This is a genomic window from Pedobacter sp. (assembly GCF_045627485.1).
Lineage (GTDB): Bacteria > Bacteroidota > Bacteroidia > Sphingobacteriales > Sphingobacteriaceae > Pedobacter.
This window is the reverse complement of record NZ_JAZQNU010000105.1, coordinates 1-15,556: the sequence shown is the minus strand read 5'-3', so window position 1 is coordinate 15,556 and position 15,556 is coordinate 1. Positions and strand designations below refer to the sequence as shown.

At 42.0% G+C, this 15,556-nt stretch carries 15 protein-coding genes and 1 pseudogene; 7 read left to right on the top strand and 9 right to left on the bottom strand.

From position 1 onward, the window contains the following. The first annotated feature begins 9 nt into the window (after window positions 1-9). The 7 genes from hemE to ACR2F3_RS08075 all read left to right on the top strand — a co-directional run bounded on the left by hemE (window position 10) and on the right by ACR2F3_RS08075 (window position 6,158). The gene (hemE, locus tag ACR2F3_RS08105) at window positions 10-1,032 is read left to right on the top strand and encodes a uroporphyrinogen decarboxylase (protein ID WP_432709480.1); all 1,023 of its coding nucleotides are present in this window, start codon (window positions 10-12) and stop codon (window positions 1,030-1,032) included. A gap of 6 nt (window positions 1,033-1,038) precedes the next feature. Further along, window positions 1,039-1,581: a CopD family protein gene (locus ACR2F3_RS08100; RefSeq protein WP_432709479.1), complete on the top strand. Its 543-nt coding sequence runs from the start codon at window positions 1,039-1,041 to the stop codon at window positions 1,579-1,581. A gap of 5 nt (window positions 1,582-1,586) precedes the next feature. Further along, window positions 1,587-2,717: a hypothetical protein gene (locus ACR2F3_RS08095; RefSeq protein WP_432709478.1), complete on the top strand. Its 1,131-nt coding sequence runs from the start codon at window positions 1,587-1,589 to the stop codon at window positions 2,715-2,717. 61 nt (window positions 2,718-2,778) lie between these two features. Then, window positions 2,779-3,348, top strand: a complete 570-nt coding sequence (locus ACR2F3_RS08090; protein WP_432709477.1) for an RNA polymerase sigma factor — start codon at window positions 2,779-2,781, stop codon at window positions 3,346-3,348. Then, on the top strand, window positions 3,329-4,117 hold the full coding sequence (locus tag ACR2F3_RS08085) for a hypothetical protein (protein WP_432709476.1): 789 nt from the start codon (window positions 3,329-3,331) through the stop codon (window positions 4,115-4,117). The genes ACR2F3_RS08090 and ACR2F3_RS08085 overlap by 20 nt, the downstream gene beginning before the upstream one ends. Window positions 4,118-4,145: 28 nt before the next feature. Then, on the top strand, window positions 4,146-4,982 hold the full coding sequence (locus ACR2F3_RS08080) for an outer membrane beta-barrel protein (RefSeq protein ID WP_432709475.1): 837 nt from the start codon (window positions 4,146-4,148) through the stop codon (window positions 4,980-4,982). Between the two features lie 177 nt (window positions 4,983-5,159). Beyond that, entirely contained in the window at window positions 5,160-6,158 is a 999-nt protein-coding gene (locus tag ACR2F3_RS08075) for an ABC transporter ATP-binding protein (RefSeq protein WP_432709474.1), read from the top strand. A gap of 132 nt (window positions 6,159-6,290) precedes the next feature. Here the strand turns inward: ACR2F3_RS08075 and ACR2F3_RS08070 are convergent, their stop codons facing one another. From ACR2F3_RS08070 to ACR2F3_RS08030, 9 genes and pseudogenes are all read right to left on the bottom strand, one after another. Next, entirely contained in the window at window positions 6,291-6,707 is a 417-nt protein-coding gene (locus ACR2F3_RS08070; RefSeq protein ID WP_432709473.1) for a hypothetical protein, read from the bottom strand. A 54-nt stretch (window positions 6,708-6,761) separates the two neighbouring features. Continuing rightward, window positions 6,762-8,012, bottom strand: coding sequence for a threonine ammonia-lyase IlvA (gene ilvA, locus ACR2F3_RS08065; protein WP_432709472.1), 1,251 nt, complete (start codon window positions 8,010-8,012; stop codon window positions 6,762-6,764). A 2-nt stretch (window positions 8,013-8,014) separates the two neighbouring features. Further along, the gene (locus tag ACR2F3_RS08060) at window positions 8,015-9,523 is read right to left on the bottom strand and encodes a 2-isopropylmalate synthase (RefSeq protein WP_432709471.1); all 1,509 of its coding nucleotides are present in this window, start codon (window positions 9,521-9,523) and stop codon (window positions 8,015-8,017) included. Window positions 9,524-9,534: 11 nt separating this feature from the next. Further along, on the bottom strand, window positions 9,535-10,626 hold the full coding sequence (gene leuB, locus ACR2F3_RS08055; protein WP_432709470.1) for a 3-isopropylmalate dehydrogenase: 1,092 nt from the start codon (window positions 10,624-10,626) through the stop codon (window positions 9,535-9,537). Further along, complete coding sequence (locus tag ACR2F3_RS08050; RefSeq protein ID WP_432709469.1) at window positions 10,623-12,095, bottom strand: ATP-binding cassette domain-containing protein; 1,473 nt, start codon at window positions 12,093-12,095, stop codon at window positions 10,623-10,625. The genes leuB and ACR2F3_RS08050 overlap by 4 nt, the downstream gene beginning before the upstream one ends. Before the next feature lies 1 nt (window position 12,096). After that, entirely contained in the window at window positions 12,097-12,684 is a 588-nt protein-coding gene (gene leuD, locus ACR2F3_RS08045) for a 3-isopropylmalate dehydratase small subunit (protein WP_432709468.1), read from the bottom strand. 24 nt (window positions 12,685-12,708) lie between these two features. Next, entirely contained in the window at window positions 12,709-14,124 is a 1,416-nt protein-coding gene (gene leuC / locus ACR2F3_RS08040) for a 3-isopropylmalate dehydratase large subunit (RefSeq protein ID WP_432709467.1), read from the bottom strand. Between the two features lie 19 nt (window positions 14,125-14,143). Continuing rightward, on the bottom strand, window positions 14,144-15,214 hold the full coding sequence (gene ilvC, locus ACR2F3_RS08035; RefSeq protein ID WP_432709466.1) for a ketol-acid reductoisomerase: 1,071 nt from the start codon (window positions 15,212-15,214) through the stop codon (window positions 14,144-14,146). Between the two features lie 56 nt (window positions 15,215-15,270). After that, window positions 15,271-15,556, bottom strand: a pseudogene (locus ACR2F3_RS08030) (hypothetical protein); the annotation flags it as partial.

Genomic DNA, 15,556 nt, shown 5'->3' with positions numbered 1-15,556 from the left:
TACAATCAGATGAACACGTTATTTTTAGATGCTGCTTTTTCAAAGCAAACCGAACGTCCACCCGTATGGATGATGCGCCAGGCTGGCCGTTTTATGCCCGAGTATTGGGAGATAAAAAACAAGTATTCTTTTCTGGAAATGTGCAAAACACCAGAAATTGCCGCTGATGTAACGATGTTGCCAGTAGATTTGCTGGGCATTGATGCTGCCATTTTATTTTCTGATATCCTGGTAACAGGGGAAGCCATGGGTGGCGATTTAAGCTTTACCCAGGGTGTTGGTCCTCGTTTCGCTAATCCTGTGAGCACTTTAGCTGATGTAGAAGCTTTAGAAATTGACGTACTCGATAAACTACAATATGTGGCCGATGCCATTAAAGTGATTCAACAACGTCTGGATAATAAAATTCCTTTAATTGGTTTTGCTGGTGCACCTTTTACAGTAATGAGTTACCTGGTTGAAGGTGGTTCATCAAAGGACTTCAAAAAGACCAAATTACTGATACATAATAAACCGGAAGTTGCACACTTGTTACTTTCTAAGATTGCAAAGGTTACCACCGATTACCTGAATATGCAGATCGCTGCAGGTGTTAATGCCGTTCAGATTTTTGATAGCTGGGCCCTGGCCTTATCATGGAATGATTACCAGGAGTTTTCGCACCGTTATATTCAGGAGATCATTGCTAATTTAAATAGAAAAGATATTCCTGTAATCTCTTTCTGTAAAGGAAGTTCTGTATTTGCGCCGATTATGGCTGAAGCAAAACCAAATGTGGTATCTGTAGATTGGAATGCCGACCTGTTAAATATTAAAAACAGCCTTCCAGCTGGTATGGCAGTGCAGGGAAACCTGGATCCACATATTTTATATGCTGATAAACCAGTAATTAAAAAACATATCTTACAATTATTTGAACGCATGCGTGGAGAGAAAGGGTTTATTTTTAACCTGGGTCATGGTATTATGCCAGATATTCCTTTCGACAATGTGAAATATGCAATTGAGGTGGTAAAGGAATTTAAATACTAACCTAACATGGCTTACTTATACGTTCTGGCTGTCCACATTATCTTTGTTGTAAGCTGGATGGCCGGATTGTTCTATAGCGTACGCCTGTTTATATACCACACTGAAGCTAATGATAGGCCCGAACATGAAAGGCTGATCCTGCAGCGAGAATACGAGAAGATAGAACACAAATTGTGGTACATTATTACCACGCCTGCCATGGTATTAACCGTTGTTGCTGGTATTACCATGATTGTGTTGAGGCCAGGTCTGCTAAAAATGCCCTGGTTGCATGTCAAACTTGCTTTCGTAATAGGCTTATTAGCTTATCACTTTACTTGTCAACATATTATGAACCAGCTTAAAAACGGAGTTTTTAAACTGAGTTCATTTAAACTGCGCCTATGGAACGAAGTGGCGACCATTTTTTTGGTGGCCATTGTTTTTACCGTAGTGTTGAAAAGCGCTGTAGACTGGTTGTATGGTTTAGTTGGACTGTTGTTATTTTCTACCGTAATTATGATGGCGGTGAAGTGGTATAAAAGTTATAGAAAAAAACGGGGAGAATAATTTTTATGAAAAAAGTACTACTTACCCTGAGTTTGAGTTTGTTGTTAACTGTGTCTTTTGGACAGTTTAACCCAACTGCTATTGAAAATCACATCCGTCCGGATAGTGCCGCAACTGGCCAGTTACAATTAAATTTCTATAATTTCAATTATGTCCGTAATTACGAATACACCAACGAATTTCACGATGGATATACCCTGTATGGCACACAATTGCAGCCTCAACTGGTTTACCAGGCACACCCTAACCTTGCCATTACCGCTGGTGCATTTATCAGGAAAGACTTTGGTGATAATGGCATTTATGATGCGAAGCCTTTATTTAGCCTAATATACAGTAAGAAAGACCTCACCCTCATTTTCGGAAGCTTGCAAGGTGGTATTAATCACGATTATATAGAACCCCTGTATAACTTTGAGCAACAGATTACGAATCCAATTGAATATGGCACCCAGTTATTAGTTGAGAAAGAGAAATTTAAGCTCGACGCCTGGATCGCCTGGCAAAAAATGATTTATAAGGGTGATGCCACCAAGGAAGAGATTGTGGGTGGGCTAACGACAGAAACCACCTTATCTGATCAAAATGGCTTGAAACTGAGCATTCCAGCGCAATTTATGGTTTACCACGAAGGTGGTCAAATCGATGTGTTAAAGGAGATCCCTATTACTACCCTTTTTAATGGTGCTACGGGTTTCAAACTACGGAAGGTAATTGATACTAAAATTAAGTCTGTGTACACCGATAATTATTTAGCGGTTTATAAAGACTTCTCTTCTGATAAAAGACGTGCCTACCAGGGTGGATTTGGCATTTGGCTAAACGCCGGTATGGAGACTACCTTTGGTAGTTTTGTAGCTTCGTATTGGAAGGGAAATAGATTTATTTCCATTAAAGGAATGCCTTTATATGAGTCGGTTTCCAATACCCTTAACCACCAGGGGTATACCCAGCAGAAACGAAATATAGTTTCATTGCGTTATGCTTACCAGAAAGAACTGATCCCTAATTTATATCTTGATGTGCGTTTAGAGCCACATATAGACTTGGACCAATCCGCTAAACAACTCCAGTTTAACCATTCTTTCTTTTTAATATACAAGCAGAATTTTACGCTTTTTAAGCCTAAAAAATAATTTTCTAAAGTCCTGCAACCTTTATCAGGGATTCTGCATCTTCATTATACCAACGCAAACGATGAAGCTGATTAAAACCTATACAATTGACGATTTAATGGAGGGCTGCAAGGCCGGCGACAGGAAGATGCAGGAGTTGCTTTACAAGCAGACCTCCGCTAAGATGTTCGCCCTTTGCCTCCGTTATGCAAAAGATCATATGGAGGCTGAGGACTGCCTGCAAATGGGCTATGTAAAGGTTTTCCAAAAAATACATGATTATCGTGGTGACGGTTCTTTTGAGGGCTGGATCAGGAAGGTAATGGTGAATACAGCCATTGGCAGTTATAGAAAGAACATACGCAATCTGGCCGTGGTACAAATAGAAGAGGCTAACGAACAACCATCAACAGGTTTTGATTTTAGTAAACTGGGAATGCAAGATCTGATGAAATTGATTCAGCAACTGTCAGATGGTTACCGCATGGTCTTTAATTTATATGCCATAGAAGGTTATTCACATAAAGAGGTTGCGGAGATGCTTGGAATCTCGGAAGGGGCGAGTAAATCGCAACTATCGAGAGCCCGGGCTATTTTAAAGGAGAAGATTATAAAGATGGAGGGTATTAATTATGGAACCTATGCAGGATAAGGAGTTTGACCAGTTCTTTAAAGATCAATTGGCGGAGGCCGAAATGACGCCACCAGCCAAACTTTGGGCTAATGTAGACGCTCAGCTAACACCAACACCTAAAAAGCGTTTACCGATGTTATGGATGGCTGCTGCGGTAGCGGTTGTTGCAGTAAGCGCAGCGCTCTTGTTTAATCAGCAGGAAGATAGTGTTATTAGCGGGCAGCCTGAGTTTGTTACCACAGCAAGGAAGCCTGTAGTTACTACCGCACCGGTAATTGATGCACCAAAACCGAAAGTAGTTCCAGTATCTGGCTTGAAAACCCCACAGGATGCAATGTCGCCTATTGTTTCAAAACAAGCGTTGGTTAGCGAGGTGTCTGCTGCCCCACGTAAAAAATCTGGTAAAAAAGAATTGTTGGTGATGCAACCATCTGCACAGGACGGGCATCTTGTTAGTAGCCGTAATGAAGAGAGCCAGCTACAGGATGAAAGTATATTGGTTCACGAAATGGGACCGGCACTGGTTACTGCTACACCAAAAGAAGAGACCATGGTAGGGATACAGGAAATACCTGAACTGGATGCCTTTTCTAATGAATATAATACATTACAAGGAAGGAAAGGCATAAGTAACGTAGGTGACCTGGTAAACTTCGTAGTAGATAAAATAGATAAACGGGAGGAGAAGATCCTGCATTTTGACCCCAATGATGACGACCAGACATCGTTGATATCCATTAACATTGGCATTATAAAACTCAATACCAAACAAAGAGCGAAAAGATAACAAATACCAATAAAAACGAAAATACAAGATGAAGAACTTATTTATTGCCGCAATACTGGTTGGCGGACTGGCCGGAGCGATGACACAAGCCCTACATGCACAAACAACAGATACCGTTAAAAAAAAGAGTGAGGGTACTGCCAATCACGAGGAAAATGTATTTACCATCAGATGGGGTAAGAAAAAAAGCTTGGAGATACGAAACGATAATGATAGTACAAAGTTGAGGCAAGCATCTAAAGGTCGTTTTCTTGGTGGGATTACCTTTACACGTGTAGACCTTGGCTTTACCAAGTTAATAGATAATGGAAGTTTCAACTTGTCGCCAACAAACGAATTTTTAAGTTATAAAGGCGTAAAAACCTCTACTGTTTCCTTTGATGTGCTGCAATTTGGCTACCGTTTTAACCCCCATTTTAAGGTGTATATTGCAGGTGGATTCGACTGGACCTTAATCAGGTTGAGGAATGATATTACCATTCAGAAGGCAACGCCGAATCTGGAGTATGTGGAAGAGGATATCCATTTCAAGAAAAACCGTTTCTCTAACAGTTATGCACATATTCCTTTAAACTTTGAATTCCGTTCTAAAGAAAATGATAATGGAAAGCGATTCTACTTTATAGTTGGCCCGGAAGTGAGTTTTCTGTTAAACGGAAAAGTGAAACAAGTGAGTGAAGAGAACGGAAAAGTTAAGTATAAAGACGACTATAATTTTCAAACGTTGCGATATGGCGGTACTGCGCGGATAGGTTACGGTGGATTAGGTCTCTTTACTAAATACTATTTTAACGATATGTTCGACAGTCCGGCACAAAAAGGCTTGAAATACATGTCGTTCGGGGTCACTTTTGGTTTAAATTAATACCACCATTGCCATGCAGTTGGACTAAATGAAATAAGTTCCGGTAGTTATACTTAGCATATTAAACTAATTGAATATACTATCGTCAAACAAAATATACACACACACAAATATTAACCGGTCCCGTAATCCCTAGGGTTGCGGGATTTTTTGTGTCAAAAAAATTATCTTTACGGAGTGAAGGAACAAGTCATCAGCGTACAGCATTTAACTAAACAATACCAAAATACCCAGAATTCAGGCATAAGGGATATCAGTTTTGATATTGCGCGTGGACAGATCATCGCCATCCTTGGCGAAAGCGGAAGTGGGAAATCAACCTTACTAAAATGTATTTATGGGTTGCTCAAAGTAGATGAAGGCCAGGTCTTGTTCCAGGGAAAGCGGGTTAAAGGACCAGATGAGCAGCTGATACCGGGGCACAAGGAAATGAAAATGGTAACCCAGGATTTCTCACTGAACATCTATGCCAAGGTTTACGATAATATTGCTTCTATGCTTTCCAATACAGATGTGAAGGCCAAACAGGAGAAAACGATACAAATGATGGGGCATCTAAACATCCAGCATTTAAGAGATAAAAAGATTACAGAGTTGAGTGGAGGGGAGCAACAACGTGTGGCTATCGCCAAGGCGTTGATTAGCGATACTTCTTTGTTACTGCTTGATGAACCATTTAGCCAGGTAGACGCTTTGCTTAAAAACCAGTTACGTGCGGATATCAAAAGAATTGTGGCTGAAACGGGGGTTACCGTAGTATTGGTATCTCACGATCCGGCAGACGGGATGTTCCTTGCGGATAAGTTATTGCTGATTAAAGACGGACAACTGGTACAGCAAGGCGCGCCTGAATATGTATATAACCATCCTGAACACGCCTATACCGCCCGGTTATTGGGGAATGCCAATGTGCTAAACACTGTTGATGCAGAGAAACTAGGGCTTCACACCAAAGGTGAAGAAGTGGTGATTTACCCGGAATGGGTGGAGCTGAAAAGTTCCTGGAATAGTCGCCGTTTCGAGGTCAAAGATGTTTATTATAAAGGTTTTTATGAAGAACTGCTGCTTGAACGGGAGGGGGTGCAGATCAGAGCGATTCAATTGAATCGGGGTGAGCATAAAAAGCATGGATATTTGCAGGCGAGTATAAGTAAACACATTGTATGTCCGTCTTAATACGGTGAAGTGTTAACTTTGTTAAATGAAGAGTATTACAGCCCGTAATACATTTCTTATAAAAGTATAAAAGAGGCCGGGTATTTTTACAATGACCAGCCTCTTTTACTTGTGTAAATAACTTGTTTTAAGTTACGGCACGAATGTAGATGGGATTAGTACGATCTTTACTTTTATTGTCCTTTCAGGTTTTATAGGTGCTGTATTAATATCGCCAGATCTCTGTGCATCAATAGCAATACCACCATTATATAATTCATAGCTATATGCTTCAGTATCGTAGGTATAAGGAACTTGAATATAGCTATTCTCATTTATAGGGTGGTTGATGTATACTAACAGACCTTCATCATCCAGTGTAACCTGGTCCAATTCAGGGATATTTAAATTAACGGTATAATTAAAAACACTTTCATCTAGTACCCACTCATCTTTTTGTATGGTATAATTAAACGTCCTGTTTGGTGTTTCGTAGTAAATATTTTCTTTCTTGCAGGATGCCAAACCTAGTGTAGCGATGCAAAGGAGGAGTAAAAAGCTTTGTTTCATATGCTTGTGTTTACAAACTGGAAGCAAATATTTTGCCACAAATATCTAAAATGGTTAAACCAGGTACTCGAATAAGGTATGGTTATTATTTAAATCGATATACTCAAATTTGAATTCTTTCATTCTTTCGATAAGCGGTTCATAATCAGCTGGCCTTGCTAATTCTATCCCCACTAACGCTGGTCCATTTTCTCGGTTGGTTTTTTTGATAAACTCAAAGCGGGTAATATCGTCATGTGGACCTAACACATTATTCACAAATTGTTTCAAAGCGCCTGGTCGTTGTGGGAAACGAACGATGAAATAATGTTTCAGGCCTTCGTACAATAAGGACTTTTCTTTTATTTCCTGCATTCGCTCTATGTCGTTGTTGCCACCACTGATGATACATACAACGGTTTTACCTGCGATGACATCTTTCAGCTGATCTAAAGAAGCAACAGATAAAGCACCTGCAGGCTCTACAACAATGGCATCCTGGTTGTATAACTTTAAGATAGTTGTACACACCTTTCCTTCAGGTACCAGGATCATATCATCTAACAGTTCTTTACAGTACTGGTAGTTTAAATCACCTACTCTTTTTACAGAAGCACCGTCAACAAAGCGGTCTACTGTATCAAGGGTAATTGGACCGCCGTTTTCTAACGCTTGTTTCATGGAAGGGGCACCTAAAGGTTCCACACCAATCAATTGCACCCCTGGTTTTGTATGGCGCAAATAGCTGCTTACACCAGCCGCCAGTCCGCCGCCGCCAATAGGCATCACTACTACATCAAGGTCAGGCAGGTCTTCGTATATTTCTACTCCGACAGTTCCCTGACCTTCAATAATTTTAGCATTATCAAATGGGGGGATAAAATGCATCTGGTGAGCTTCCGTATAAATTAAAGCTTCCCGCATGCAGTCATCAAACGTATCACCTACTAATACAATTTTAATGTTGTCGCCACCAAACATTTCAGTTTGCGTTACCTTTTGTTTTGGTGTGATTTCAGGCATGAAGATCACGCCCTGAATATTCAGTTTCTTACAGGAGTGGGCCACACCCTGTGCGTGATTACCCGCACTGGCGCAAACCACTCCATTTTTTCTTTCCAGTTCACTTAACGAACTGATCAGGTTATAGGCACCACGTAACTTATAAGAGCGTACAATTTGTAAATCTTCCCGCTTCAGGTAAATATTTGCGTTGTACTTTTTTGAAAGTCCCGCATTATAAACTAAGGGTGTTCTTTTAACGGTGTCACTGATTCTCGCTGCTGCGGCATAAAAATCAAATTCTACTTCTTTAGTTACATTCATGATTATAAAAATTTATTGATCGCATCCAGGTAAGCGTTAGCCGAAGCCTTAACGATATCAGTACTGAATCCATAACCGATATACTGTTTGCCATCATGGGAAACTTTCATATTTACTTTACTAATGTCGTCGCTACCACCATGCATGGCTTGTATGGTAAAATCTTTAAGTTGTATTTGTTTGCCGATGATGCTGTCAATGGCCTTAATGGTTGCGTTTACGGGGCCATTACCTTTTGCCATGGCTTCAAATTCTTCGCCATTGTATTCTAACCTGATGTTGGCTGTTGGGCTTAAAGGATCGCCGCATAATACCTGCAACAGATTTAATTTATAGCCATTTTTATAAGGATTATCTTCACCATCACTCATTAAATAAAGCAAGTCATCGTCAGTAATTTCCTTCTTCTCATCAGCCATTACCAGGAAGCGTTCATAAACAATTTCCAGGTTCAAACGGTCGTTATTGTAACCTAAGCGAGTTAAGTGGTGTTTCAACGCATGGCGGCCACTGCGTGCTGTGAGGATGATGTCTGCCTGGTTGATGCCTACATCTTCCGGGTTCATGATTTCGTAGTTCTCGCGGTGTTTTAAAAAGCCGTCCTGGTGAATCCCAGAACTGTGTGCAAAGGCATTTTGCCCGATGATGGCTTTGTTAGGTTGTACCGGCATACGCATCATGCGGCTTACCATGCCACTGATTTCGTTAAAATGTTTGGTATTCAGGTTGGTATGTAAATTTAAAGCATGGTGGGTTTTTAGAATCATCGCCACTTCCTCCAAAGCAGTGTTTCCGGCACGTTCGCCAATACCGTTAATGGTACATTCGATCTGTCGTGCGCCACCCAATACGCCAGCAAGCGTGTTAGCTGTAGCTAATCCTAAATCATTATGGCAATGCACTGAAATAATCGCCTGATCGATATTTTTAACATTTTCTTTAAGGAAGCGGATTTTTGCGCCATACTGCTCAGGAAGGCAGTAGCCATTGGTATCGGGAATGTTCACTACAGTAGCACCTGCAGCGATAACTGCTTCCACCATTTGTGCTAAAAAGATGTCATCAGCACGGCCGGCATCTTCTGCATAGAATTCAATGTCTTCTACAAATTGCTTGGCATATTTTACGGCATCAACGGCACGTTCCAGAATCGCTTCACGGGTACTGTTAAATTTATATTTAATGTGCATATCCGAAGCACCGATACCGGTGTGGATACGTGGGCGTTTAGCGTATTGTAATGCAGCCACGGCAGCATCAATGTCGCCTTTGTTAGCTCTTGTTAACGCGCAAATTATAGGATCTTGTACTGCCTTAGAAAGCTCCACAACACTTTGGAAGTCGCCTGGGCTAGAAATCGGGAAGCCGGCTTCAATCACATCCACACCAAGAGCCTCCAAAGCTTTGGCAATTACTACTTTCTCGTCAGTTGCCAACTGGCAACCTGGTACCTGCTCGCCATCGCGTAAGGTGGTGTCAAATACGTAAACTCTATTCGGATCGTGTAACATATCGGTGTGTATTAATGTGTGTTTGTGCTTTGTGAAATAAATTTGATAACAAGCTGGCCCATTTCCTTTGTTCCCAAAACCTTGTAGGGGTTAATGCTTTCATCGGCAATGTCATTAGTGCGGAAGCCCTCTTTTAAAACCTGGTCTACTGCGCTTATAATCACTTTGGCTTCTGCTTTTAAGCCGAAGCTGATGTCTAACATCAGGGCAGCGGATAGAATAGAAGCCAGGGGGTTGGCCAGGTCTCGGCCTGCAATATCGTGTGCCGAGCCATGGATGGGCTCGAAGAAGCCGGTACCATCACCAATAGAGGCGGAAGCCAGCATGCCCATGGATCCTGCAATTTGTGATGCTTCATCGGTTAGGATATCGCCGAAGAGGTTAGCCGTTAACACCACATCAAAACGTTTAGGATCTTTGATGAGTTGCATGGCTGCATTGTCGATAAACATATGCTCTGTTTCTACTTCCGGGTATTGCTTTGCAATTTCCTGCACGGTTTCTCTCCATAAACGTGAGCTTTCCAGTACGTTGGCTTTGTCAACAGAACACAATCTTTTGTTGCGTTGCATGGCCGCCTGGTAAGCCTTATGCGCAATTCTTTCCACTTCGTAGCGGTGATAGATCATCAGGTCTGACGCCGTATTGCGGTCTTCAGAACGGCTTTTTTCGCCAAAATAGACATCGCCGGTCAGTTCTCTGAAAAACAAAATGTCTGTTCCTTTCAATATTGCAGGTTTAATGCTTGAAGCATTCAGGAGTTCATCAAATAATAAAATAGGACGCAGGTTAGCATAAAGACCCAGTTCTTTCCTGATTTTCAGTAATCCTTGTTCCGGACGAATCTTTAGCGAAGGATCGTTGTCGTATTTCGCATGACCTACCGCGCCAAAAAGGATGGCATCGCTGTTTCTCGCTTTTTCTAAAGTTTCATCGGGCAGTGGGTTGCCTGTGCTTTCAATGGCTACATGGCCCATTTCTGCTTCATCAAAGGTAAATTGATGACCAAAGGCTGTGGCTATCTTTTCCAGTACGGCTTTTCCCCAGGTCGTTACTTCCGGACCAATACCATCACCTGGTATTACTAATATATTTTTGTTCATGTGTTTATCTCCTGTTCTAAAATGATAGCTGTTTGGGTGGCTACACCCCGGTCAAGGCTAATTCGTTTATCGATACTTGCTGGCAGGCGGTTTTCGAAATGCCCTACATAGATTAAAGTTCGGTTGGCGGTACATAAAGCATCGACCAATTGGTTAAATAACCGCGTTTGTTGCTGGTCTAAGCCCTGACAAGGCTCATCCAGGATCAGCAATGGCGGGTTTTTAATAATTGCCCGGGCTAATAAGGCCAGGCGTTGTTTCCCTATGGGGAGTTGTGTTAATAAGGTATGTTCATCAGCGCTCAGGTCAAATAACTGGAGCAGCTGTCTAACTTTTTCACTTTGTGAGGCACTCAGGGTTTTGAATAAACCTGTCGTGTCAAAGAAACCTGAGGCTACCGCTTGAAAAACAGTAGAAGAGGGTTCAAAATACCACTGCAGCTCTGGAGAGATAAAACCGATGTTTCGTTTAATATCCCAGATGCTTTCGCCGCTGCCTCTTCTTTTTCCAAACAAGTAAATCTCATTGGCATAGGCTTGTGGGTTGTCGCCGGTAAGCAGACTGAGAAGGGTTGATTTTCCAGAACCGTTAGGGCCTTGTAATATCCACTTTTCACCAGTCTTTACGGACCAGTTAATGTTTTTTAATACAGTTTTATCACCATACTTTACATAGACATTTTTAACCTTTATCAATTCTCTTTCTTCCGTTTCCGGCATGGTTAAAAACGCAGGGATATTGAAAGTAAAGGGGCCATCGGTAGCGATGTCGTGCAATTCTTTCGCTATAGAAGTGTAAAGCGTTCCCTCTTTTAAGGTAGCATAGCGGTTGATGCAGCAAGGCTCGTTTCCATCATTGCTAATCAGGATAAGCTGCATGCCCTGCGCACAGGCGCTATCAATCAGGGCATTTAAGTTTCCCCTGGTTTTAACGTCTAAACCCGTATAAGGGTTATCTAATATCAATAATTGCGGCTGCAATAATAAAGCTTTGCATAACTGCAGTTTCTTATGTTCGCCACTGGAAAGCTGAATTAAGGAGGCATCACGGCGGTGTAATAGGTCTAACGACTTTAATACCTCGAGTATATCGTGTTCCGGTCTTCCTGTTTTGTTACCATAAGCGGTCATTTCTTCCCATATGGTAACACTGGCTTGGGCTTCGCTACTGTTGTAGCGCTGTTGGTAATAAAAATTGGATGTGCCTTGTTTATCCTTAAATGGAAACCATTGTGCTACATACAATACTTTTGCCGCTGCGTTTGCAGCTTCATCGTACCGCACCTTGATGGTGCCGCTGCACTGCATTAAACCAGCAATAACTTTTGCCAGGCTGGTTTTACCACTGCCACTGTTGCCCCTTAACAACCATTGCTCTCCCTTGTAGATATTCCAGGAAAGCGCCTTCCATACCACATTTTTACGGTAGTGAAGGCTCAGGTTATAGATATGGACAAAAGGTTCGTTCATGTTAAATGCGGTTGTTTTCGAAGGCCGTGATGGCTTCTTTCTGGTTTAAAATGAAATCGATATCGTCATAACCGTTTATCAGGCATGACTTTTTATAGGCATTGATTTCAAAAGATTCGTTCTCCAGTGTCGATTGAAGTTCTACCACCTGTTCCTGGAGGTCAACAAGCAACTGTGTTTTAGGGTCTCTGGTTACTTCGTCAAATATTTTTACTAAAAAAGCGTCGGAAACCTGGATAGGCAATAAACCGTTGTTCAGGGCATTTCCTTTAAATATATCGGCAAAAAAGCTGCTGATCACTACTTTAAATCCATGATCCTGAATGGCCCATGCTGCATGCTCGCGACTGCTGCCACAACCAAAGTTTTTGCCCGCTACCAGAATTTCACCGCCATAGGTAGGGTTGTTCAATACAAACTCTTCTCTTTTATTCCCATTGGCATCGTATCGCCAATCGCAAAACAGGTTTTCACCGAAACCTTCCCTGGTGGTTGCTTTTAAAAAGCGTGCAGGAATAATCTGATCGGTATCAATATTTTCAACCGGTAAAGGAACCACGGTAGAGGTCAATTTTACAAATTTGTTCATCAGTATATCTTTTAGTTTAATGGCCTAAGCCTCGGCTAGTTCCTTTAACATTTCCCTTACATCGGTCACCTTCCCGGTAATGGCAGCTGCCGCTGCAGTTAGGGGACTGGCCAGTAAGGTGCGGGAGTTTTGTCCCTGACGACCTTCGAAATTTCTATTGGAAGTGGAAACACAGTATTTTCCAGCAGGGATTTTGTCTTCGTTCATCCCTAAACATGCACTGCAACCTGGTTCGCGTAATTCAAAACCTGCGGCTTGAAATACTTGATCTAATCCTTCGGCAATGGCCTGCTGCTCAATTTGTTTAGAGCCTGGCACAATCCAAACCGTTACGTGTGGTGCTTTTTGTTTGCCTTTAACGAAGGCAGCAATTTCACGCAAATCTTCCAGGCGGCCATTGGTACAGCTGCCGATAAATACATAGTCGATCGGTTTGCCAACTAATAACGCATTGCCTTCAAAACCCATGTAATCTAAAGCCTTTTGGAAAGAAGGCTGTTCTGATGGGTTCTGACTTGCAGTAGTAGGGATGTGCTGACTGATGCCCATGCCCATGCCAGGGTTAGTACCATAGGTAATCATGGGTTCTATATCCGCTGCATTAAACTCAAGCACTTTGTCGAAAACAGCATCTTCATCGCTGTATAAGGTTTTCCATTTCTCCAATGCTTGATCCCAGGCTTCGCCTTTAGGTGCAAATTCACGACCGTTTACGTAGTCGAAAGTGGTTTCATCAGGTGCAATTAAACCACCGCGGGCACCCATTTCGATGCTCATGTTGCAGATGGTCATGCGCGCATCCATGCTTAGGTTTTTAATGGCTGTACCAGCATATTCAATGAAATAGCCTGTTCCACCAGCAGCAGAGATTTGTGAAATAATATAGAGAATAATGTCTTTTGCAGAAACACCTTTACCTAGTTCGCCATTTACTTCGATTTTCATGGTTTTAGGTTTTTGCTGCAACACACATTGCGTTGCCATAACCTGTTCCACCTGTGAAGTTCCGATACCAAAAGCGATACAGCCGAAAGCACCGTGGGTAGATGTGTGACTGTCGCCACAAACAATCGTAGAACCGGGAAGGGTAATACCTAACTCCGGACCGATAATATGCACTATACCTTGAAAAGGGTGTCCTAAGCCGTAAAGCTCAACACCGAATTCCGCACAGTTTTTTGTCAGCATGTCTACCTGGTAACGGGAAAGCTCTTCCCGGATGGGTAGGTGCTGGTTCAATGTAGGCACATTATGATCTGCCGTGGCAATTGTTTGTTTTGGTCTAAATACCGGTAAGCCCCTTTTTCTTAAACCATCAAAGGCTTGAGGGCTGGTCACTTCGTGAATGAAGTGTGTGTCAATGTATAAAATATCGGGAAAACCCACGTCGCTTTTGACGACGTGAGCATCCCAGATTTTTTCCACTAATGTTTTTCCCATGAGGGTTAGTTTTTTAGGGTTAAGCTTGAGTTTCTTGTTCTGCTGGTTGGTTTTCTGGACGTAAGCTACGTACCGTTTTACCCGCTTGCCATAATTCGCTGTCACGAAGCTCTGCCAGTTCAGCATTTAGTTTCTCGCGGTAATCAGGCTGGCTGTTAGAATCAATTGAACGTTGTGATTCTTTACCTGTAGCTACGCTTTCATATAATTCTTCGAAAACCGGTTTAGTGGCATCTCTGAATTTTTTCCACCAGTCTAAAGCACCGCGTTGTGCCGTGGTAGAGCAGTTGGCATACATCCAGTCCATTCCGTTTTCTGCTACTAATGGCATTAAACTTTGTGTTAATTCTTCAACGGTTTCATTGAATGCTTCAGAAGGGGAGTGTCCGTTGGCGCGCAACACATCATATTGTGCAGCGAAAATACCCTGGATACAACCCATTAGCGTTCCACGCTCGCCGGTTAAATCGCTGAAAACTTCTTTTTTGAAGTCAGTTTCGAATAAGTAACCGCTACCTACAGCAATACCTAAAGCAATCACCCGATCGTATGCTTTACCTGTAGCATCCTGGAAGATGGCATAACTTGAGTTTAACCCACGACCTTGTAAAAACATGCGGCGTAATGAAGTTCCAGAACCTTTAGGAGCAACTAAGAAAACATCTACATCAGGTGGAGGGATAATTCCTGTTTGTTCGTTGAAGGTTATACCGAATCCATGAGAAAAATATAATGCTTTACCTGGAGTTAAGTGTTTTTTAACAGTTGGCCATAATTCAATTTGGGCAGCGTCACTAAGTAAGTAGCAAATAATGGTTCCACGTTCTAATGCTTCTTCAATTTCAAATAAGTTTTCACCTGGAACAAATCCATCAGCAATCGCTTTATCCCAAGTTTTTGAATTTTTACGTTGTCCGATTATTACTTTGATGCCGTTGTCTTGTTGATTTAAAGCTTGCCCAGGGCCCTGAACACCGTAGCCGATGATCGCTACAGTTTCTTTACTCAATACTTCCTGTGCTTTTGATAACGGAAATTCTTCACGTGTTACTACATTTTCTTCTTTTCCGCCGAAATTTAATTTTGCCATGATCTTGTTATTGGTTTTATGAATGGTTGTTTATTAAAGCAATAGACCTAAGTCTATTACATGGTAAATACATTATCTTGTTTGTCTAGGTATTCGTTTTCAACGACATCCTGACCGGGTTCTTTTCTTTCAAACTCCCGTAATTTAGCATTGAAGCCTTCACTATCTTTGATGATGGCCACACGTGCGCTCCTCACAAATTCAATTAGGCCATAAGGCTGCAGCACTTCAATGAGTTTATCGGTTTCTTCGCGGTGGCCTGTGGTTTCGTACACCGTGTAATCCTTACGGATCACCACGGCCCTTAAGTCGGATCGTAGCCATGTCGTTCTGTGAGCCAAG